General features: G+C 67.9%; 19 protein-coding genes. 14 read left to right on the top strand and 5 right to left on the bottom strand.

Going from position 1 to position 21,230, the window contains the following annotated elements; translation table 11 throughout:
* Positions 1 to 387, top strand: coding sequence for a hypothetical protein (locus K311_RS0111960; RefSeq protein WP_026817508.1), 387 nt, complete (start codon positions 1 to 3; stop codon positions 385 to 387).
* Between the two features lie 16 nt (positions 388 to 403).
* On the opposite strand, the gene K311_RS17835 is transcribed toward K311_RS0111960, so the two are convergent.
* From K311_RS17835 to hemB, 4 genes are read right to left on the bottom strand one after another with little or no spacing between them, the layout of a single operon-like run.
* On the bottom strand, positions 404 to 1,327 hold the full coding sequence (locus K311_RS17835; protein WP_051240079.1) for a transglutaminase-like domain-containing protein: 924 nt from the start codon (positions 1,325 to 1,327) through the stop codon (positions 404 to 406).
* Complete coding sequence (locus K311_RS0111950) at positions 1,324 to 1,554, bottom strand: DUF350 domain-containing protein (RefSeq protein WP_026817507.1); 231 nt, start codon at positions 1,552 to 1,554, stop codon at positions 1,324 to 1,326. Before K311_RS0111950 ends, K311_RS17835 begins: the two co-directional genes overlap by 4 nt.
* Positions 1,555 to 1,564: 10 nt before the next feature.
* Positions 1,565 to 2,407 carry a shikimate dehydrogenase gene (aroE, locus tag K311_RS0111945; RefSeq protein ID WP_026817506.1) on the bottom strand — a complete coding sequence of 281 codons (843 nt, stop codon included), beginning with the start codon at positions 2,405 to 2,407 and terminating at the stop codon, positions 1,565 to 1,567.
* Complete coding sequence (gene hemB / locus K311_RS0111940) at positions 2,404 to 3,399, bottom strand: porphobilinogen synthase (protein ID WP_026817505.1); 996 nt, start codon at positions 3,397 to 3,399, stop codon at positions 2,404 to 2,406. Before hemB ends, aroE begins: the two co-directional genes overlap by 4 nt.
* A gap of 165 nt (positions 3,400 to 3,564) precedes the next feature.
* Here hemB and K311_RS16760 point away from each other — a divergent pair, with 165 nt between their 5' ends.
* From K311_RS16760 to rpmG, 9 genes are all read left to right on the top strand, one after another.
* Positions 3,565 to 4,371, top strand: a complete 807-nt coding sequence (locus K311_RS16760; protein WP_051240077.1) for an ABC transporter permease — start codon at positions 3,565 to 3,567, stop codon at positions 4,369 to 4,371.
* Positions 4,368 to 5,933: an ATP-binding cassette domain-containing protein gene (locus K311_RS16755; RefSeq protein ID WP_051240075.1), complete on the top strand. Its 1,566-nt coding sequence runs from the start codon at positions 4,368 to 4,370 to the stop codon at positions 5,931 to 5,933. The genes K311_RS16760 and K311_RS16755 overlap by 4 nt, the downstream gene beginning before the upstream one ends.
* A gap of 42 nt (positions 5,934 to 5,975) precedes the next feature.
* Positions 5,976 to 8,585 carry a bifunctional diguanylate cyclase/phosphodiesterase gene (locus K311_RS16750; protein WP_051240074.1) on the top strand — a complete coding sequence of 870 codons (2,610 nt, stop codon included), beginning with the start codon at positions 5,976 to 5,978 and terminating at the stop codon, positions 8,583 to 8,585.
* Between the two features lie 183 nt (positions 8,586 to 8,768).
* Positions 8,769 to 9,203 (top strand): SPFH domain-containing protein, encoded by a 435-nt coding sequence (locus K311_RS0111920; RefSeq protein ID WP_026817504.1) that lies wholly within the window; start codon positions 8,769 to 8,771, stop codon positions 9,201 to 9,203.
* A gap of 79 nt (positions 9,204 to 9,282) precedes the next feature.
* A complete protein-coding gene (gene rsmG, locus K311_RS0111915; RefSeq protein WP_026817503.1) occupies positions 9,283 to 9,939 on the top strand; it encodes a 16S rRNA (guanine(527)-N(7))-methyltransferase RsmG in 657 nt (218 codons plus the stop codon).
* Between the two features lie 35 nt (positions 9,940 to 9,974).
* Positions 9,975 to 10,757: a ParA family protein gene (locus K311_RS0111910; RefSeq protein ID WP_026817502.1), complete on the top strand. Its 783-nt coding sequence runs from the start codon at positions 9,975 to 9,977 to the stop codon at positions 10,755 to 10,757.
* Complete coding sequence (locus K311_RS0111905) at positions 10,754 to 11,656, top strand: ParB/RepB/Spo0J family partition protein (RefSeq protein WP_026817501.1); 903 nt, start codon at positions 10,754 to 10,756, stop codon at positions 11,654 to 11,656. The genes K311_RS0111910 and K311_RS0111905 overlap by 4 nt, the downstream gene beginning before the upstream one ends.
* Before the next feature lie 343 nt (positions 11,657 to 11,999).
* On the top strand, positions 12,000 to 12,236 hold the full coding sequence (gene rpmB, locus K311_RS0111900; protein WP_026817500.1) for a 50S ribosomal protein L28: 237 nt from the start codon (positions 12,000 to 12,002) through the stop codon (positions 12,234 to 12,236).
* A gap of 13 nt (positions 12,237 to 12,249) precedes the next feature.
* Complete coding sequence (rpmG, locus tag K311_RS0111895) at positions 12,250 to 12,414, top strand: 50S ribosomal protein L33 (RefSeq protein ID WP_026817499.1); 165 nt, start codon at positions 12,250 to 12,252, stop codon at positions 12,412 to 12,414.
* Positions 12,415 to 12,496: 82 nt separating this feature from the next.
* Here the strand turns inward: rpmG and K311_RS18925 are convergent, their stop codons facing one another.
* Positions 12,497 to 12,892 carry a type II toxin-antitoxin system TacA family antitoxin gene (locus K311_RS18925; protein ID WP_081683436.1) on the bottom strand — a complete coding sequence of 132 codons (396 nt, stop codon included), beginning with the start codon at positions 12,890 to 12,892 and terminating at the stop codon, positions 12,497 to 12,499.
* Between the two features lie 44 nt (positions 12,893 to 12,936).
* On the opposite strand from K311_RS18925, the gene K311_RS0111885 reads away from it, so the two are divergent.
* The 4 genes from K311_RS0111885 (at position 12,937) to K311_RS0111870 (ending at position 21,220) form a co-directional block, all read left to right on the top strand.
* The gene (locus K311_RS0111885; RefSeq protein WP_026817497.1) at positions 12,937 to 15,441 is read left to right on the top strand and encodes a type I restriction-modification system subunit M; all 2,505 of its coding nucleotides are present in this window, start codon (positions 12,937 to 12,939) and stop codon (positions 15,439 to 15,441) included.
* Positions 15,434 to 16,678 carry a restriction endonuclease subunit S gene (locus K311_RS17830; RefSeq protein ID WP_081683435.1) on the top strand — a complete coding sequence of 415 codons (1,245 nt, stop codon included), beginning with the start codon at positions 15,434 to 15,436 and terminating at the stop codon, positions 16,676 to 16,678. The genes K311_RS0111885 and K311_RS17830 overlap by 8 nt, the downstream gene beginning before the upstream one ends.
* Positions 16,675 to 18,342, top strand: a complete 1,668-nt coding sequence (locus tag K311_RS0111875) for an ATP-binding protein (protein ID WP_026817496.1) — start codon at positions 16,675 to 16,677, stop codon at positions 18,340 to 18,342. Before K311_RS17830 ends, K311_RS0111875 begins: the two co-directional genes overlap by 4 nt.
* 454 nt (positions 18,343 to 18,796) lie before the next feature.
* Positions 18,797 to 21,220, top strand: a complete 2,424-nt coding sequence (locus K311_RS0111870; protein WP_026817495.1) for a hypothetical protein — start codon at positions 18,797 to 18,799, stop codon at positions 21,218 to 21,220.
* The last annotated feature ends 10 nt before the right edge of the window (positions 21,221 to 21,230 follow it).

Below are 21,230 nucleotides of genomic sequence, written 5' to 3'. Positions count from 1 at the left end.
ATGAAACTCAAGCTCGTCGATTTCCCCGGCCTGCTCGCCCTCGTGCTGATCATCGCCAGCGCTTCCGCGTTCGCGGTGCCGTCGAACAAGTGGCGCCTGGAGTTCAGCGGCGGCGCCGAGTCGGCCGGCGAGATCGTGCTGTCGGTGACCCCCGACGGCGGCTTCCCGCAGGAGGTCGCGGTGGCGATCGACAGCAGCGACGGCGAGAACGAAGTGGCCGAAAAGGTCGCCGAAGCGCTGCGCGCCGCCGCCGGTCCGCAATACCAGATCGAGCGCGACGACGGCGAGGACGTGCTGATCAAGCGCCGCGAAGGCGCCGCACTGTTCCAGGTCAGCCTGGTGCGCAATACGGTCGAAGGCGTGCGGATCGGTTTCGATCCTGAGTAAGCCAGAACACGCGCGCTCAGCGCCGCCGCAGCTTCTTCTCCCCCGGCGGCGGTTCGGGTTCGACACCGGGCACGACGATGACCTCGCCCGCCTCGCCGCGGACGAAGCGCGACGCCAGCCGCCACTGCGACCCGCGGTAGTCGACGGTCCGTTTCGCGCCGGTGTTCACCCAGTAGTTCTCGCGGTCGAACATCGCCTCGGGCTGGTAGTTCGGCAGCGTTTCCGCCAGCGGCAGGGCCTGGCCACGCCGCTGCTGCTTGTCGGTCGCCTCGAGCAGGTAGGTGCGGCCGCCGTCGAAGAGCACGACCCAGGCATGGCCGCCGCCGTCGACCTGGCCGATGACGACGCGCGCCTCGTAGCCGAGCCCGATCAGCCAGTCGGCGAGTGCGATCGCGTGGTCCTCGCAATCCCCGGCCGGGTAGTGGAAGGCTTCGCGCGAGGTCTGCCAGATCTCCGGCGCGCCGTCGTAGAGGTCGTGGTCGTACTGGTAGGCCTTGCGCTGCGACAGCGCATACAGCGGCACCCAGGCCGGCACGTCGGTAAAGGGCACGTAACCGACGAGGAAGGACTGCGCGAAATGATGGCGGCGGTCGAGGCCCGGCGCGATCGTGGCGACGGTATCGCCACGGTAGAGCCAGGTGAACGAGGCCCAGGTACTGGCCTGGCCGGCGCGGTCGAGTTCGCGGGCGATCTGCGCCTCGTCGATGCGGGTGCCGTCGTCGAGTTCGATGCGGCGCGTCGCCGCGGGTGCGGAGAAATCGTCGCCGGGGCCGTCGGCGCCCAGTCGCGTCAGGTCGACCGGATCGCCGGGCGGTCCGCCACGCAGCACCAGTTGCAGGCCGATCAGCACGACCGCCAGCAGCAGCATCAGCAGCAGGCCGCCGATGCCGGAGCCGACCAGCAGCAGCCAGAAACGGCCGCCGGACCGCCGCGGGTTCATCCGCGCAGGCCGAACACCACGACCAGCGCGACGAAGATCAGGATCGTCGACGCGAAGATCGACACGGCGATGTTGCCCTTCGCCAGTTCCTGCTCGATGTCGATGTGGCGCAACAGCTTGTGGTCGATGAACTGCAGGCCCAGGACCGCCACGATCAGCGCGATCAGGGTCTGCACGATGTTGACGCCGAGATTGAAGAAGGTGGCGAGCAGGAAATCGACGGTCATCGCGGTGGCCTCAGTCGGCGGTCTGCAGGACGTCGGCGCGGGCGCCGAGCGCCGTGTGCACCGGATCGGTGTCGGGACGGCGTCCGTGCCAGAGCAGGAACTGTTCCGCGGCCTGTTCGATCAGCATGCCGAGGCCGTCGATGCGCCAGCCGCAGCCGGCGGCGCCGGCCCAGGCCAGGAAGGGGATCGCCGCCTCGCCATAGCTCAGGTCGACCGCGAGCGCGCGTGGCGCCGCCAGCGAGAACGGCAGGCTCAGGCCACCGCCGCCGCGGCCGGCCGAGGTCGCATCGATGATCGTGTCGAAGGCGCCGGCGCCGGCGAGGTCGTCCCAGTACATCGTGTGCACGCGCTCGGGTTCGCCGAGCGCGTCGGCGAGGGCGTCGGCCTTCTCCGGCGTGCGGTTGACGATCCACAGCTCGGCGATGCCGGCGTCGAGCAGGCCCGGGGCGACGCCGCGGGCGGCGCCGCCGGCGCCGACCAGCAGCACGCGCCGCCCACGCAGGTCGATGCGGTGGCGCTCGGTGAGGTCGTGTACCAGGCCGATGCCGTCGGTGTTGTCGCCGACCCAGGCGCCGTCGCGGCGGATCAGCGTGTTGGCGGCGCCGGCGCGCTGCGCCCGCGGGCTCAGCGTGGCGCACAGCGCCGCGGCGGCTTCCTTGTGCGGCAGGGTGATGCTGGCGCCGCGGCCACCGGCCGCGGCGAAGTCGGCGAGCGCGGCGGCGAAGCCTTCCGGCGCCACGTCGACCATGCCGTATTCGATGTCGATTCCGAGCTGGCGGGCGAACTCGGCGTGGATGCGCGGCGACAGCGAGTGCGCCACCGGATGTCCGAACACGGCATAGCGATCGGTCATGACTCCTGCTCCTTCAGCCAGCGCGCCGCATCGAGCGCGTAATAGGTCAGCACGCCGTCGGCGCCGGCGCGCTTGATCGAGACCAGGGATTCGAGCACGCAGGCGCGCTCGTCGAGCCAGCCGTTGAGCGCGGCGGCCTTGAGCATCGCGTACTCGCCGCTGACCTGGTAGACGAAGGTCGGCACGCCGAAGCGGTCCTTCACCCGGCGCACGATGTCGAGATAGGGCAGGCCCGGCTTCACCATCACCATGTCGGCGCCCTCGTCCAGATCCAGCGCGACCTCGCGCAGGGCCTCGTCGCTGTTCGCCGGATCCATCTGGTAGGTGTGCTTGTTGCCCTTGCCGAGCGCGCCGGCGCTGCCGACGGCGTCGCGGAACGGGCCATAGAACGACGAAGCGTACTTCGCCGAATACGCGAGGATGCGGGTGTTGCAGTGGCCGCGGGCCTCGAGCGCTTCGCGGATCGCGCCGATGCGGCCGTCCATCATGTCGCTGGGCGACACCACGTCGGCGCCGGCGTCGGCGTGCGAGACGGCCTGCTTCACCAGCGCGTCGACGGTGGCGTCGTTGGTCACGTACCCGTCGGCGTCGAGCAGGCCGTCCTGGCCGTGGGTCGTGTACGGGTCCAGCGCGACGTCGGTGATCACGCCGAGCCGCGGGAATTCCTTCTTCAGCGCGCGGATTGCCCGCTGCGCCAAGCCGTCCTCGGCCCAGGCGGCGGCGGCGTCGAGGCTCTTGGCCTCCGGCGCCGTGACCGGGAACAGCACCAGCGCCGGAATGCGAAGCTGCACCGCCTGTTCGGCGACCTTCAGCAGCTCGTCCACCGACAGCCGCTCGACCCCCGGCATCGACGTCACCGGCGCACGCCCGGCCGGCTCGTGCAGGAACACGGGCAGGATCAGGTCGTCGGTGGACAGGCGGTGCTCGCGCATCAGCCGGCGCGAGAAATCGTCGCGGCGCATGCGGCGGAGGCGGGTGTGGGGGTAGGGCATTGCGGTGTCCGGGTCGGGTCTGCGGAAGATGATACGCCTCCGGAGCCTTGGGCCTTTTTGGCAAGTAGTGGATAGGAAGTAGCAAGTAGTGGGCCGCACAATCCCCTCGCCACCGCCCACGCGCCCCTCTATTTCCTACTTCTTATCCACTACTTTCCTTCATCGATGCACCCCGCCCGCGCCAGCCTCGCGCTCCTCGCCCTGCTAGCCGCCACCTGCTGGCTCGGCCCCTGGCTGCTCGCCCTGCCGGACCCGCACACGCCGGACTGGCAGGCGCTGTCGGTCGCGCCGGTCGCCGGGCACTGGTTCGGCACCGATGCGATCGGTCGCGACATCCTCGCGCGCACGCTGGCCGGTGGCCGGCTGTCGCTGACGATCGGGGCGCTGGCGACCGTGGTCGCGCTGGTCATCGGCCTGGCCTGGGGCGCGGTCGCCGGCTACGCGGGCGGCCGGATCGAGCGGCTGATGGTGCGCGTGCTCGACGTGCTGTCGGCGCTGCCCTTCCTGCTGATCGTGATCCTGCTGCTGGCCCTGTTCGGGCGCTCGCTGTGGCTGCTGCTGGCGGCGATCGGCGGCTATGTGTGGATCGATCTGGCGCGCGTGGTGCGCGCCGAGGCCGCGCGGCTGCGCGAGGCGCCGTTCGTACTCGCCGCGCGCGCCGCCGGCGCCCGCTTCGACCAGGTGCTGCGCTGGCACCTGCTGCCGAACCTGCTGCCGCTGGCCCTGGTCTACCTCGGCCTGATCCTGCCGCAGGCGATCCTGGTCGAGAGCTTCCTCGGCTTCCTCGGCCTCGGCGTCGACGAGCCTTCGGCGAGCTGGGGCGGCCTGCTGCACGAGGGCAGCCAGGAGCTCGACACCGCGCCGTGGTCGCTGCTGTTCCCGGCCGGTTTCCTGGTCGCGACGCTGGCGGCCTTCCAGTTCCTCGGCGACGGCCTGCGCGACTGGCTCGACGGCCGCGGGGCGCCGCCGTGAGCGCCACCGGTGGCGATGTCGTGGCGCATGCCGGCGCCGCGATCACGGTGGACGGGCTGGAAGTCTTCGCCGGCACCCGCCGCCTGCTCGGCCCGCTCGCATTCACGATCGCGCCGGGGGAATGCCTCGGCCTGGTCGGCGAGAGCGGCAGCGGCAAGTCGCTGACGATCGCCGCGCTGCTCGGACTGCTGCCGGCCGGACTGCGCGCGGCCGGCACGGTGATGCTGCCGCCGCGGCTGGACCTCGCCGCGCCGGACGCGGCCTGGCGACAGTGGCGCGGACGGGCGATCGCGTGGATGCCGCAGGACCCGCTCGCCAGCCTGCATCCGCTGCGCCGGGTCGGCGCGCCGCTGGTCGAGAGCCTGCGCCTGCTGCGCGGCCTCGATGCCGGCCCCGCCCGTGCCGAAGCGCTGGCGCTGGCCGAACGCCTGCGCCTGCCCGACCCGCCGGCGCTGCTGCGGCGCTTTCCGCACGAACTCTCCGGTGGCCAGCGCCAGCGGGTGCTGCTGGCGCTCGCGCTCGCCGGCCGGCCGCGGCTGTTGCTGGCCGACGAGCCGACCTCGGCCCTCGATCCGCGCCTGGCCGAGGAATCCCTGCTGCTGATCGGCGAGCTGCGTCGCGAGCTCGGCCTGGCCGTGCTGCTGGTCAGCCACGACCTGCCGCTGGTGGCCCGGCACGCGCAGCAGATCGCCGTGCTGCAGCAGGGCGAAATCGTCGAGCGGGACAGTCCGGCGGCACTGTTCGCGGCGCCGGCGCATCCGTATACGCGCCAGCTGCTGGCCGCCGACAGGCTGGCGGACGCACCGGCGGCCGCCCCGGCGGCCACCGACGCGACGCCGCCGCTGCTGCAGGCCGAGGCCGTCGCGGTGCATTACCCGCGCGCACCGGCGCCGGCGGTCGCCGGGGTTCACTTCGAACTGCGCCGCGGCGAATGCCTGGCCCTGGTCGGCGAGAGCGGCAGCGGCAAGAGCAGCCTCGGCCGCGCCCTGCTGCGCCTGCTGCGGCGCGGCGTCGCCGGGCATTTTCGCCTCGACGGCGAGGACCTGCTCGCCGCCGACGCCGGCCGGCTGCGCGCGCTGCGGCGGCGGATCGGCGTCGTGTTCCAGGATCCGTACGCCTCGCTCGACCCGCGCATGCGCGTCGACGACATCGTCGCCGAGCCGCTGCGCATCCACGGCATCGGCGACCGCGCGAGCCGTCGCGCCACCGCCCGCGACCTGCTGCGCGACGTCGGCCTCGACCCGGACCTCGGCGCCCGCCGCCCGGCCCGGATGTCCGGCGGCCAGCGCCAGCGGGTGGCGATCGCGCGCGCGCTGGCGACCGCGCCGGAACTGCTGGTCTGCGACGAGGCGGTGTCGGCGCTCGACGCCCACCACCGCGCCTCCGTGCTGGCGCTGCTGGCAAGGCTGAAGGCCGAACGCGGGCTCGCGCTGCTGTTCATCACCCACGATTTCGCGGCCGCGCGCGCCCTCGCCGAGCGCACCGCGCTGCTCGCCGACGGACGCCTGCGGGCGATCGGACCGACGGCCGAAATCCTTGCCGAAGCGGCGCGGACCGGCTGATACACTCGGGCGGTCCCTCGGGGGAGGCTCCCGGTTTCGCGCATGGTCCAGCATCTGTCACCCAGCGACATCCTCGCGGCACTGCCGCCGAAGCTGCGTCCGGAAGATCCGGCGACGCTGCTGGCGGAAGTCGCGCGGCTGCGGGTCGACGTCGAGCGGCTCGGCCGCGCCGAGCGCCTGCAGCGCGCGCTGTTCGCGATCAGCGACCTGGCCAGCTCCGGCGAGGACACCCGCGTCGTGCTCGAGGGCCTGCACGAGATCGTCGGCCGACTGATGTATGCCGAGAACTTCTACATCGTGCGCTACTCGCCCGAGCGCGATTCGATGCGCTTCATCTACTTCGCCGACAGCCAGGACCCGGTGCGCCCGGATCCGAACGAGGAGATCCCGGCCTCGGAGATGACCAACAGCCTCACGCTCGCGCTGATCCGGCACGGGCGGCCGGTGCTCGGCCCGTCGACCGAGGTGCGGCGCGAACTCGGGGTGTCGCGCGACGAGACGCTCGGCCCCGACAGCGAGGACTGGCTGGGCGTGCCGCTGCTGGACGAGGGCGTCGTCCGCGGCTGCGTCGTCGTGCAGAGCTACAACCCCGAGTGGCGCTACACCGAGGACGACCGCGCGCTGCTGAGCTACGTCGCCCAGCACATCCTGACCGCGCTCGAGCGCCGCGACGCCAAGGAGGAACTGGAGCGCCGCGTCGACGAGCGCACCCGCGAGCTGCGCCAGCAGATCGCCGAGCGCGAACGCGCCGAGAAGCTGCAGGCGGCGCTGTTCCGCATCGCCGAGCAGGCCGGTCGCAGCGAGAGCATCGAGGTGTTCTACGCCGAGGTGCACACGATCGTCAGCGACCTGCTCGACGCGCGGAACTTCTTCATCGCCCTGCTGACGCCGGACGGGCAGGAGCTCGACTTCCCGTATTCGGTCGACGAACGCGACATGAAGCGGCCGCGGCGCCGGCTCGCGAAGGGCCTGACCGAATACGTGCTGGCCACCGGCGACCCGCTGCTGGCCGACCGCGACGGCATCCACGACCTCGTCGCCGCCGGCCAGGTGCAGTCGTTCGGCACCCCGTCGGTGTGCTGGCTGGGCGTGCCGCTGCAGATCGGCGGCAAGCCGGTCGGCGTGCTCGCGGTGCAGAGCTACACGCCCGACTACCTGTACACGAAGCGCGACCAGGAACTGCTGAGCTTCGTGTCGTTCCACATCGCGCAGGCGCTGGAGCGGCGGCAGGCGCACGAGCGCCTGCGCGAGGCCTACGTCGACCTCGAGCAGCGCGTCGCCGCCCGCACCAGCGAACTCGCCGACGCCAACCGCGAACTGCTCGACCAGATCTCGGTGCGCGAGCGGATGGAACACAAGCTCAAGCACGAGGCGATGCACGACACCCTCACCGGGCTGCCGAACCGCAGCCACCTGCTCGGGCGCATGGGCATGGCGCTGTCGCGCTACCGCTACGACCCGACCCAGCTGTTCGCGGTGCTGTTCCTGGACCTCGACCGCTTCAAGGTCGTCAACGACTCGGTCGGCCACCTGGTCGGCGACGAGCTGCTGAAGGAGGCGGCGCGGCGGATCAGCCGCTGCGTGCGCGATCCGGACATGGTCGCGCGCCTCGGCGGCGACGAGTTCGCGATCGTGCTCGACTACATCCACACCGCCGAGGACGCGGTGGCCGTCGCCGAGCGGGTGCTGAAGTCGCTCGCCGAGCCGATGCGCATCGCCGGCAAGGAGCTCTACACCGGCGCCAGCATCGGCATCGCGATGGTCGATGGCCGCTACCGCAGTCCGGAAGAACTGCTGCGCGACGCCGACGTGGCGATGTACCGCGCGAAGGCGACCGGCCGCCAGCGTTACGCGCTGTTCGACGAACAGCTGCACGAGGCGGCGCTGAAGCTGCTGGAACTGGAAGGCGACCTGCGCCGCGCGCTGCAGCGCCAGGAGTTCGAGCCGCATTACCAGCCGATCCTGTCGCTGGCCGACGGCACCCTGGTCGGCTTCGAGGCGCTGATGCGCTGGCGGCATCCGGTGCGCGGCGTCGCCGCGCCGGCCGAGTTCCTGGCGATCGCCGAGGAAACCGGCAGCCTCGAGCCGATGGACTGGCAGATCTACGAACACGTCTGCCGCGACATCGGTCGGCTCGGCCACCAGCAGGTCTACACCACGCTGAACGTTTCGCCGCGGCACCTGCGCGCGGCCGACTTCGACCAGCGCCTGCTCGAGCTGATGAGCCGCCACCACGTGAAACCCGCGTGCATCCGCCTCGAGGTCACCGAGGGCGCGCTGCTCGAACATCCGGAGCAGGTGCGCGAATGCCTGGTGCGCCTGCGCGAGGCCGGCGTGCTGACCCTGCTCGACGACTTCGGCACCGGCTATTCCTCGCTGAGCTACCTGCACCGCTTCCCGCTGTACGGGCTGAAGATCGACCGCAGCTTCGTCGCCGAACTGCGCAGCGGCGAAAGCGGCGGCAGCACCGCGATCGTGCGGGCGATCCGCCTGCTCGCCGATTCGTTGGGCATGGAAGTGATCGCCGAGGGCATCGAGAACGAGGACCAGCGCTACCAGCTGCGCCTGCTCGGCCTGGCCCTCGGTCAGGGCTATCTGTTCTCGCCGCCGCGGTCCGCGGCCGAGCTGCTGGCCGCCAAGCTCCCCGCCTGAGCCCCCCACCCTGTAGGAGCGCCTTCAGGCGCGATCCGCTACCGCCTGCCGACCGGCCCGCGGTTTGCGCAGGATCGCGCCTGAAGGCGCTTCCACGTGCGGCGATCCTGTTTTGGCCGCGTTAGGGTTTCGCTAACGTTTCTGCTGGTAGGCTCAGCAATACGTTCCAAGTGGTTGGCGAAAATGAATATTTCCGCACTCCTCCCGGATGCCTCCAGCCCCCTGTCGACCCTCTCGTGGCTGACCGGCCTGCGCCGGGTGGCCGACAACACCGCGGTCAGCGTGCGCCGCCTCGGCCGCTTCCACCGGGCCCTGGGCCCGGGCTGGCACTGGACCCTGCCCGCCGTCGAACAGGTCGGCGCGCCGGTCGCGCTGACCGGGCACCGGCTCCACATCGGTGCCGCCGACGCCCGCGCCGAGCTGTACTACCAGATCCTCGACCCGGCCCAGGTCGGCCCCGACCTCGACGTCGTCGACGATTTCGTCGCCGCCGAGGCCGCCGCCGCCCTCGCCAATCTGCCCGCCCACCGGCGCACCGACGAGCTGCTGAAGGAAGCGGTGAACCTGCGGCTCGCCGGGCACGGCGTGCGCGCGATCCGCTGCCGGCTGACCGCCTAGCGCCCCGCGGCGCCTCGCGGCCTCGCGGGGACGTACCCCGTAGGAAGGGGACGTACCCCGTAGGACCTAGAATCGCCGGATGGACCCCATCGCCAGCCAACGCGCCCCGCTCGAGCGCGGCCTCGCCCTGCTCGACCCGGCCGGCGCCCTGCCGGCCGACCTCGCCGACCGCCTGCTCGCCTACCTGGCGCTGCTGCACCGCTGGAACGGCACCTACAACCTGAGCGCGATCCGCGACCCGGCGGCGATGGTGCCGCGGCACCTGCTCGATTCGCTGTCGATGCTGCCGTTCGTGCAGCCCGGCCCGCTCGCCGACCTCGGCACCGGCCCCGGCCTGCCCGGCATCCCGCTCGCGCTCGCCCGCCCGGACCTGCAGGTCACCCTGGTCGAGAGCATCGGCAAGAAGACCCGCTTCCTGCGGGAGGCGGTCCGCCAGCTCGGCCTGGGCAACGTGCGCGTGCTCGAAGCGCGCGCCGAGAACGTCGCCGAAGCCGGCGCCTACGATCAGATCACCGCCCGTGCGATGGACACCCTCGCCGGCATCCTCGCGGTCGGCGGCCACCTGCTGTCGCCGCGCGGTCGCCTGCTGGCGATGAAGGGCCAGCGGCCCGACGAGGAGATCGCCGCGCTGCCCGCCGGCTGGGTCGTCGCGTCCATCACGCCGCTGCGGGTTCCGAGCCTCGATGGCGACCGGCACATGGTGGTCGTAACCCGCGACCCGTCGCAGCCGGCATAATCCCCGGTCCGGATCGACCGGCCGAAGGAGCCTGCATGGGCCGCATCATCGCCATCGCCAACCAGAAGGGCGGCGTCGGCAAGACAACCACGGCGGTGAACCTGGCGGCGGGCCTCGCGCAGACGCCGCGGCGCGTGCTGCTCGTGGACATGGATCCGCAGGGCAACGCGACGATGGCGTCGGGCGTCGACAAGCGCGAGCTGGAGAACTCCAGCTGCGAGGTCCTGCTCGGCGAATGCCCGGCCGACGCGGCGATCGTCACTTCGCCCGAAGGCTACGACCTGCTGCCCGGCAACATCGACCTGACCGCGGCCGAGATCCGGCTGATGGACGAGGCGGCGCGCGAGCAGCGGCTGAAGAATGCGCTGGCGCCGATCCGCGACCGCTACGACTACATCCTGCTGGACTGCCCGCCCTCGCTGTCGCTGCTGACGCTGAACGCGCTCGCGGCCGCCGACGGCGTGATCGTGCCGATGCAGTGCGAGTACTTCGCGCTCGAGGGGCTGAGCGCCCTGATCGACACCATCGAGGCGCTGAAGGGCCGGCTGAACCCGGCGCTGCAGATCGACGGCATCGTCCGCACGATGTTCGACGTCCGCAACAACCTGGCGAACGCGGTGTCGGCGGAACTCACGCGCCACTTCGGCGACAAGGTGTTCCGTTCGATCATCCCGCGCAACGTGCGCCTGGCCGAGGCACCCAGCCACGGCCAGAGCATCGTCGGCTACGACCGCGCCTCGCGCGGCGGCATCGCCTACCTGGGCCTGGCCGGCGAGCTGGTGCGGCGGGAGAAGAAGAAGCTCGAGGAGACGGCATGAGCAGCAAGAAGCGCGGTCTCGGCCGCGGCCTGGAGGCCCTGCTGGGCACCGGCAACAAGGGTGCCGCCGCGGAGGCCGAACCGGCTGCCGCCGCCAGCGAGGGCCTGCGCACGCTGCCGATCGGCGACCTGCAGCCGGGCAAATACCAGCCGCGCACCGGCATGGACGCCGACAAGCTCGCCGAGCTCGCCGAGTCGATCAAGGCCCAGGGCCTGATCCAGCCCATCGTCGTGCGCGAGATCGGCAGGCGCGACGGCCAGCCGCAGTACGAAATCATCGCCGGCGAACGGCGCTGGCGCGCCGCGACCCAGGCCGGCCTGGCCGAGGTGCCGGTGGTGCTTCGCGAGGTAGACGACCGCGCCGTCATCGCGATGGCGCTGATCGAGAACATCCAGCGCGAGGACCTGAATCCGCTCGAGGAAGCCCAGGCCCTGGCCCGCCTGATCGACGAGTTCAGCCTGACCCACCAGCAGGCCGCCGAGGCCGTCGGCCGCTCGCGCGCCGCGGTGTCGAACCTGCTGCGCCTGCTCGAACTGCCCGACGGCATCCGCGAGATGCTCGAGAGCAAGCAGCTCGAGATGGGCCACGCCCGCGCCCTGCTGACCCTGGCCCCGGCCGCGGCGCTGCAGCTGGCGAAGGAAGCGGTGGCCGAGGGCTGGTCGGTGCGCGAGGTCGAACGCCGCGCCCAGCAGCTCGCCCGCGGCCAGCTGCCGACGAAGAAGCCGCTGAAGCCGGTGAAGAAGGCCGACGCCGACATCGCCGCGCTGGAGCGCGAGCTGTCCGAGAAGCTCAGCGCCCGGGTCGCCGTGCAGCACGGCCGCGGCGGCCGCGGCAAGCTGGTGATCGCCTACCACGGCCTCGAGGCCCTCGACGGCATCCTCGAGCGCCTTCGACGCTAAGTCTTTGTCCTTCCAGAGAAACGATGGAAGAAAGAAATGATGTGGGGAAAGAAATGATGGATGAAGGGTGACGGCCGGCCGGTGGGCGCGCCCCTCATTTTTCATTTCTTTCTTCCGATTATTTCTTCTCCGTCGGCCCGCCATTTGTAAGTGCCGGCTCGCAAAGGCATAATGCGCGGCTCGCTCCGCCGTCCACCGGCCCCGGGCGCCGGGAATGCGATCCCGGTGGCCCCTGCCGAGCGTCCGCTGTCTCCCGAATCGCATGCGCCTCCGGTCTCCGCCGGGCCGCGCGGGGCCGCCGCCGTCCGGGCTATGGACGGCCCAACGACCCAGGAGCCACACCATGAGCCGAGTTTGCCAAGTCACCGGCAAGCGCGTGCAGACGGGCAACAACGTCTCGCATGCGAACAACAAGACCCGCCGCCGTTTCCTTCCCAACCTGCACGAGCGCCGCTTCTGGGTCGCCTCGGAGAACCGCTGGGTGAAGCTGCGCCTTTCGATGGCTGCCCTGCGCACGATCGACAAGAACGGCATCGACGCCGTCCTCGCCGAAATGCGCGCCCGCGGCGAAAAGATCTGAGGAGGACTGACCCATGGCTTCCAAGCGCGACAAGATCCGCCTGACCTCGTCGGCCGGCACCGGTCACTTCTACACGACCGACAAGAACAAGAAGACCACCCCGGGCAAGATGGAGATCAAGAAGTACGATCCCGTCGTCCGCAAGCACGTGATCTACAAGGAAGGCAAGATCAAGTAAGCCTCACGGCTCACCTGTAGGAGCGGCTTCAGCCGCGATGCCTCCCCGAAAAACCCGCCCCCGTGGCGGGTTTTTCTTTGCCTCATCCCCGAACCTCCTCCCACCCGGTCGGCCGCCGTCGCAGCAGCCGCTCCAGCGCCGCCTGTGCCTCCGCCGTTGGCGGCGCCTCCAGGGCGGCATGGAAGGCCCGCCAATGGTCCTCGTCAAGTTCGAAGCGAGTGCGATCCGCGAGAATCTGCCGGGCCCGCTGAAGCGAGGCGGTGAGCATGAAAGCCGAGCGAGACTGACCCGCCATGCGTGCGGCGGTGTCGATCAGGTCCATGTCCGAATCAGGAGCGCGCACGCTGATGAGTCTCCTTCTTGGTTCCGGCTCGGCCGAAATCTGGGGGAGCAGATTGTCGCCGGTGCCCGCTGGTACACGCGGGCAAGTGGCGTCTTCCTGTCTACGCAATGCTACGCCATCATGCCCGGCGCCCATGCGATGCCGGCGTCAACTCCCGAGGCCACACTCAAGGAAGAACCATGCCCCTCACCTTGCAGCAGCTTGAACGTCATCTGTTCAAAGCCGCCGACATCCTGCGCGGCAAGATGGACGCCTCCGAGTTCAAGGAATACATCTTCGGGATGCTGTTCCTCAAGCGCTGCTCCGACGTGTTCGACCAGCGGCGCGAGGAGGTGATCCGCCTGGAAACGGAAAGCGGCAGGACCGAGGCCGAGGCGCAGCAGTCCGCCGAGAACCCGCGCTGGTACAAGAAGGAGAATTCATTCTGGGTGCCGCCGCAGTCGCGTTACGCGTTCCTTCTCAATGAGGCTCATCAGAACGTCGGCGACTACCTCAACAAGGCGCTGGCAGGTATCGAGAGTGTCAACGTCAGCCTGGACGGGGTGCTGGAGCATATTGACTTCACCCGCAAGGTCGGCCAGAGCAAGATCCCCGACATCAAGCTGCGCCAGTTGATCTCGCACTTTGGCACCTACCGGCTGCGCAACGAGGACTTCGAGTTCCCCGACCTGCTGGGCGCCGCCTACGAATACCTGATCGGTGAGTTCGCCGACTCGGCCGGCAAGAAGGGTGGCGAGTTCTACACGCCACGTTCGGTGGTGCGGATGATGGTTCAGCTCATCAAGCCGAAGCAACATCACGATATCTATGACCCATGTGTTGGGTCCGGCGGCATGTTGATCCTGTCCAAGGATTACATCGATGAGCACGGAGGTGATGGCCGCAAGGCCAACCTGTTCGGCCAGGAGTTCAACGGCACGGTGTGGTCCATCGCCAAGATGAACATGCTGCTGCACGGCATCAGCACCGCCGACCTGCAGAACGAGGACACCCTCGCCGATCCCAGACATATCGAGAATGGAGAGCTGCGGCGCTTCGACCGCGTGCTCACCAATCCGCCGTTCTCGATCAACTGGGGCAACACCGAGAAGAACGCCGACGGCACGCCCGCCTGGGCGCCGAAGTTCCCCGAGCGCTTCCGCTTCGGCCAGGTGCCGCTGGGTGCCAAGAAGGCCGACCTGATGTTCCTGCAGCACATGATCGCCGTCACCCGCGACGGCGGCATGATCGCCACCGTCATGCCGCACGGCGTGCTGTTCCGCAGCGGCGAGGAAAAGACCATCCGCGCCGGCATCATCAACGAAGACCTGCTCGAAGCGGTGATCGGCCTCGCGCCCAACCTGTTCTACGGCACCGGCATCCCGGCCTGCATTCTGGTGCTGCGCCAGCAGGTACAGAACGGCGCGCAGCGTGTCAGCGGCAAACCCAAGGAACGCCAGGGCAAGGTGCTGTTCATCAACGCCGACCGCGAATACTTCGAAGGCAGGGCGCAGAACTTCCTGCTGCCCGAGCACATCGAGAAGATCGTCACCACCTTCGACGAATTCAAGGAAGTGCCCGGCTTTTCGGCCATCGTCGACAACGCCACGCTCAAGGCCAACGACTACAACCTCAATATCCGCCGCTACGCCGACAACGCCCCGCCGCCCGAGCCGCACGACGTGCGCGCGCATCTGGTCGGTGGCGTGCCCAAGGCCGAAGTGGCCGACAAGGCCGCGCTGTTCCAGGCCCACGGGCTGGACCCGCTGGATCTGTTCGTCGAGCGCGATGCGAAGTACTTCGACTTCAAGCCCGAGCTGACCAGGCGCCAGGACCTCAAGCCCGCCATCGAAGGCAACGCCGGCATCAATGCCAAGGAAGCCGCCATCCGTGAAGCCTTCGAGCAATGGTGGCAGGCGCACAGCGGCCGCATCACGGCACTGGCCGGTCAGATGGACAACCCCGCCAGTCTCGTCGCCCTGCGCAATGACCTGCTGGCCAGCTTCAGCCAGAGCCTGGAGGCCATCGGCCTGCTCGACCCGTTCCAGGTGCGCGGCATCGTCGCCGGCTTCTGGGTCCAGACCAAGTACGACTTCCTCACGCTGATGGCGCGCGGTGCCAAGGGCGTGGCCGACGCCTGGCGCACCAGCATCGTCACCGCGCTGGAAGACAAGGCCAGCAAGGAAAGCCCGCTGGAGCACAAGCTGGTCAAGTTCCTGATGGGCGACTTCGTGGAGGCCATCAACGAACTGGAGGCCAGGAAGGCCGAGCTGGACAGCCAGATCAAGGCGGCCGATCCCAAGTCCGCCAAGGATGCCGACGGCGAGGATGGCGAAGCTGCCGAAGCGGAGGATGAGGCCGACGGAGAGAACGCGGTGGACGAAGTCCAGCTGAAGGCCTGGAAGAAGGAGCTCGCCGCCGTGAAGAAAGCCTTGAAGGCCAAGAAGGACAGCTTTGCGGCGCACATCAACACCGCCGTCGATGGCCTGTCACCCGAGCAGGCCGCCGAGCTGCTGCTGACCATCCTGCACGACAACATGCGCGCCATCGTCGAACGCTACATCGCCGCCCAGCGCAAGACCATCATCGCCGCGTTCGAGAACTGGTGGGACAAGTACCGGGTGACGCTGACCGAGATCGAGGGCAAGCGCGATGCGGCGGCGAAGGCGCTGCAGGGGTTCTTGAAGGGGTTGGGGTATGTCTGAGTTCGTGACCTTCGGCGACCACATCACCGTGCTGAAGGGTAAGGCCCCTCTCGAGACCGGTTTCGTTGGACCGGGAGCAGAGCCTTATCTGAACCCGGAATACCTTCGAGGGCGTGCGGATGTCGATCTAGTCAAAGCCGGGCCGGACGCAGTACGGACCGTCGAGGGCGACACCATTCTTCTATGGGACGGATCAAACGCCGGCGAGTTCTTCAGGGCAAGGCCTGGGCTGCTCGCATCGACGATGGCGAAGATTTCGCCAAGCAAGGCATTCCTGCCGGGGTACTTTTCTCATGTTGCTAAACATGCCGAAAGCTACCTGAAAAGCCAGACAAACGGTACGGGCATCCCGCATGTGGACCGGGAGCTGCTTGAAGCCGTTAGAGTTTTCTGTCCAAGTTCCTCACAGCAGCAGCTAATTACTGCAATCCTCGACACCCTCAACACCGCCATCCACGAAACCGAGGCGATCATCGCCAAGCTCAAGGCTGTCAAGCAGGGCCTGCTACATGACCTGCTGACGCGCGGCATCGATGCCAACGGCGAACTGCGCCCGCCCCAGACCGAGGCACCGCATCTCTACAAGCAATCGCCGCTGGGCTTGGTTCCAAAAGCGTGGGAGGTGAAGGCAGTCTCAGAGGTCGCTGACATCAGATCAGGGGCGACCCCGTCCCGCGAGCAGGCAAATCGCTACTTCGCTGCTCGCGGCATTCCATGGGTCAAGACGCTGGACTTAAACGAAGACTTCATTATTGATACCCACGAATGCATCACCACGACAGCTCTTCGCGAGACGTCATGCAGTCTCTCGCCGGAGGGCACTGTCCTGGTGGCGATGTACGGCGGATGGGAACAGATTGGACGAACGGCACTGTTGGCCGTACCTGCGGCGACAAACCAGGCAATCAGCGCACTTCTCTTCAGGTCCAGTAGCGTCGTGCCAGAGTTCATTCTGCGCGCACTGCAGCATGGTCGGCCCCGCTGGCACCGAGTGGCAGCCAGCACCCGCAAAGATCCCAATATCACCAAGGCGGATGTCCTCGCCTTTGAGATTCCCCTGCCGGCACCTGACGAACAAGCCGAGATCGTTCGCAGGTTAAGGACGTGCGGTGATCGCTTGGAGTCTGAGGGGAGCATGCTGGCCAAACTTCGACACCAAAAGGCTGGCCTCATGGACGACCTCCTCACCGGCCGCGTCCGCGTCACCCCTCTGTTACAGGAGGCGCAGCACGCATGACACCCAGCCTGCCACCTGCTGAATCCCTGACGGTCGAATTCAAGAGCGACCGCAAGCGCCTGTCGGACAACGAGCTGGTCGAGGCCATCGTCTGCCTTGCCAATGCAGAGGGCGGCGAGCTGTGGCTGGGTGTTGAAGACGACGGCACGCCTACGGGACTGCATGCGGAGCACCAAATGCTCGATGGTCTGCCCGGCCTGGTGGCAGCACGGACCTCCCCTTCGGTCAACGTGGCGGTGCAGGCCCTGGAAGTGGATGGCGTATCCGTTGCCCGTATCGCCGTACCCAAGGCGCGGTCTGTGGTCGCGACCTCGGGTGGCGTATATCTGCGGCGCCGGATACGACACGACGGGCAGCCGGAATGCGTGCCCATGCTTCCCCACGAGCGCGAAAGCCGCGCCAGTACCCTGGGGCTGGTCGATGTGTCCGCGCTGCCGGTGGCGGGCGCAACGCTGGCCGATCTGGACCCTCTGGAGCGCGAGCGCCTGCGCCAGGCCGTGCAACAGTACGGGGGCGACCGCGTGCTGCTGGAGCTGGACGATGAGGCACTGGACGGCGCGCTGGGGCTGACCGTGCGCGAGCCGGACGGCAGCCGGGTGCCCACCCTGACCGGCCTGCTGCTGTTGGGGCGGGAAAACACGCTGCGTGAGCGGGTGCCCACCCATGAATTCGCTTTCCAGGTGCTGGCGCAGCAGGCGGTGCGCTTCAACGAATTCCGCCGTTTTCCGCTGCTGAAGGCGCTGGAGTGGCTGGAGACCAATTTCCGGCCCTACAACCCGGAAGAAGAGCTGCAGGTGGGGCTGTTCCGTGTGCCGGTGCCGATGGTGGACATGGCGGCCTTCCGTGAGGCGGTGGCCAACGCGCTGATCCACCGCGACTACCACCGCCTGGGGGCGGTGCATGTGCGACTGGAAGACGACGCCCTGGTGGTCAGTAACCCGGGCGGACTGGTGGAAGGGGTGACGCTGGCCAACCTGCTGGTGACCGAGCCGCGCCCCCGTAACCGCGCGCTGGCCGATGCCATGAAGCGCATCGGGGTGGTCGAACGTTCCGGGCGCGGTGTGGACACCATCTATCGCGGCATGCTCAAGTTCGGCCGGCCGGCGCCGGATTACTCCCGTACCGATACCCACAACGTGGTGGTGCGCCTGCCTACCGAGCCGGCCGACCTGGATTTCCGCCGGCTGGTGGTGGAGGAAGAGCGCCGGCGCGGTGCCGAGTTGCCCATCGACAGCCTGATCACGCTGGCCGCCCTGCGGGAGCTGAAGCGGGTGACGGCCGACGAGCTGGCAGGCCGCATCCAGCGGGACGCGGCGAGTGCGAAGCGCACGCTGGAGGCATTGATCGAAGCGGGTTTGGTGGAGGCGCACGGTGCGGCACGCGGGCGCAGCTATACCCTGTCGGCGGCTGTCTATCAGCGCCGGGGTGAGAAGGCCGCGTACACCCGCCAGGCTGGCTTCACCCCCATCCAGCACGAGCAGATGGTGCTCAACTATGTGCGTCAGCATGGACAAATCCGGCGCGCGGAAGTCATGGAGCTATGCCGACTCAGCGCAGACCAGGGCAAGAAGCTGCTGGCTCGGTTAAGGGACGAAGAAAGGCTTGTGCAGCACGGCAGCCGCCGCGGCGCTTACTACACGCTGGGGCCGAAGGAAGTGGGGTAGGTCTCTGGGGCCATGGAAAGCCCAAAGTTTTGGTTGGATATGGATGGTTATGGGCGCTGGCCGGCCGGTCTTAAGCCGACATTGGCCGCCAAGCCGTTCGCGCGCTTATGGGCTGTTATGGGCCGTTTTGGGGCGGGATGGCACCCTTCAGGCGGCCTAGGGAATGGGCTGTGATCGGATCAATGTGGATGGGGCGGATTGGATCGGGGAAGGACACATCCGGTTCTCGTAAGGGGAACAACGGGTTGGGAGCCAAGAGGAGGGCGGTGACGAGAAGGCCATGCTTGGGTGACTCCTGCAATGGCGGATGGAGAAGGCCCCGACATACCGGAAATCCACCCCAGGCAGGCAAACTTCTCAAGACGCGGCGCTAACCTGTGCCTCTAACTCATGATTTGCCTTCGTGAACTGGACATCAGGGGAATCCATGGGGGAACTCGCAACAGGTGGCGCAATGCCGCACGCCGCAACCCTGCAGTCGCCCGACATTCTGGCCGGGCTGGGGGCGGCACCGCGCGAGATGTTGGCGACGTGCTTGGCTCTGTTTGAAGACAGCACGTTGCAGCAACGCCTCGGTGAGCGTGTCGAAGAGCTGAAGCGGAAGGTGGCGGCTGCCGCTCCCGGTCACGAAGACACGGCGACGGTAAGCTCTCTCCAACGGCGGGTAAAGGATTGGATCAACTCTTCGTCGTCGGACGGAGAGCTTCGGCTGATTCTGTGGATGCACTTGCGAGAGGCGCTAGGGCTCCGCCCAGTGAGCTTTGGTGCCATGCGTTCGACTCGAACAGCGGCGGACGACCTGGTTGCCGAAACACTGGCCCTGATCCAGCCTGGTACCTTGGATAAGGTCAAGCGCTGGTTTGGACTGGATAAGCAGCAAGAAGTGCCTGCGACGTTGGACGCGTTGGCACGCCAGACCATGCAGGAGTTGGTAGACAGCGTTCTGGCGTCAGACAGCGATGGAAGTCCGCAGGCGCGTGAAGCCCTGTTGCGCGGCGCCAGGGAGCAGATCGAACGACTGGAGCCTGAAGCGCGCGATCGGTTGCTTGGCGCCATCAACGCCCGCGAACTCGATGACAGTGCGATCCGGACCCTGCTGCTCACAGGTGGAGGTCTTACTGCATTCGGCGGGGCAGTTAGCGTCGCGGGATTTTCGGCGTACATCCTTGCGGCACAGGCCTCGGCATTCATTCCGCTTGTCAGCGGACCCGCGCTCGTTTCGTTCGTTGCGGTGCTCTCAAACCCGATAACGATTGCGCTCCTCACAGTCGGAGCGGGCTCTTGGGCAGTGAAGAGTGCAAACCAGGAGATTCGTGCCGCGATTGCTGCACGGGTAATTGCCTTGTTGGCCCTGAACGGCATCGCTGCTGGCGATGCCGGGCTCCGGGCAATGACAGGGGTATTCCCCTTGCTCCCCGGCATGCGCACGGCGGGCGCGCTCAAGGGCGACGTGTTGCGGGCCTATAAGGCTGACTGGGCGCAGATTGCGGGGGCACATCGTGCCAGGCAGAGGCTCGCACCCGACCTGGCAAAGGCTGTCGATCAGCCTCCTGCTGGCAAGTCGCTGCCGGACCGCTGGCGGCAACTGGTTGGAAATGAGGCTGTACAGGACATGGGCGCCATGTCTCTGCTGACCGTGGGTGAACTGCTTTATCTCGTTCAGTCGCTCGAATCTGAAGTGATCGCTGCAGCTGACTTCTCGCGCGTTGAGGACTTGAGCGACCCCATCGCCTTCGCGGCTCTTGCACACCGAATCGACGAAATGGGTGCCTCGCCGCATCTGGGCGCGATGAGCAACCTCAAGGGCTATGTCGCCGAGCAGGTGGTGGCAGCCAAGCTGGCCGACCAGGGGCATGTCGTCGAGTTTCCCGCGACGTCGAACGAGGCGGGCTGGGATCTGTCTGTCGACGGGATCAAGTTCCAGGTGAAGAACGCCGGCGACCTCGATCTGCTGGATCGCCATTTCGACAAGGGCTACGACTTCCCTGTAATCGCAAACGCGGAAGTGGCAGAGCTTCTCGAAAAGGCGCGTGCCGCGGGTAACCTGCCCGAGTGGGCCGATCAGGTGCACTTTGTAGAAGGCTACAGCAGCGAGTCCGTTTTGGAGATGACCACCTCGTCGCTCGACCTGGGGGACACCCTCTTGCATCCTCACGTGCCGGTCTTTGCGGTGCTGCTGGGAGCTGCGCGAAACGTCGACCGTTACGCGAAGGGGCAGATCACTGGCTCCCAGGCCGTTCAGGATGCACTGGTGAATGGTTCGATCCGCGCAGGATTGGCTGTGGCGGGCAACTATGCGGGTGTGGGAATTGGACTCCTGGTATTTGGGCCGGCGGGAGCATTGGTGCTGGGAAGCACCCTTCCATTGTTGAGCCGTACCGTTTCTGGACGTGTCAGAGAGGGGTTGGACAGGATTACGCGGGGGGAGCGATACCGAGCCTGGGAACAGCGTGCCCGTGAATCACTTGATGTGCTCTTCGGCGTTCTGAGCGACGGTCTCAAGCGCAAGGCGGAACTCATCAAGTCCAGAAGGCAGCCCGCGGCGGGGGCCGCTGCCGAGTATCTGGAGTGGCGACGCGATGACGATTTGCGTTATTTGCGCGAGGCACGGATGCGGCTGAAGCGGTTATGCAGGGACCCGGCGATGCCCGTGGAGGTCGTGGCGCAACGCCTGCTTGGATGGTTGAGTACGTCGACGCTACATCCTGCGGTCTACCAGACGCAGCTCAAGTCGTGGATTGAGGTATTCGGCGAGAGGCCAGAAATTGCTGAGAACGTGGGGGAAACGCTGGAGACAGTCAAAGAGACGGTGAAAGGGGTTATTGCCGAGGGGTGGCGCGCGGTTGGATCTTTGGTTCAGCGCGACGAGAAGAAGTAAAGGGGGCGCG

Origin of the sequence: Arenimonas composti TR7-09 = DSM 18010 (assembly GCF_000426365.1) — a bacterium.
Lineage (GTDB): Bacteria > Pseudomonadota > Gammaproteobacteria > Xanthomonadales > Xanthomonadaceae > Arenimonas > Arenimonas composti.
The sequence above is the reverse complement of the archived record's forward strand: the minus strand, read 5'-3'. Positions and strand labels throughout refer to the sequence as shown.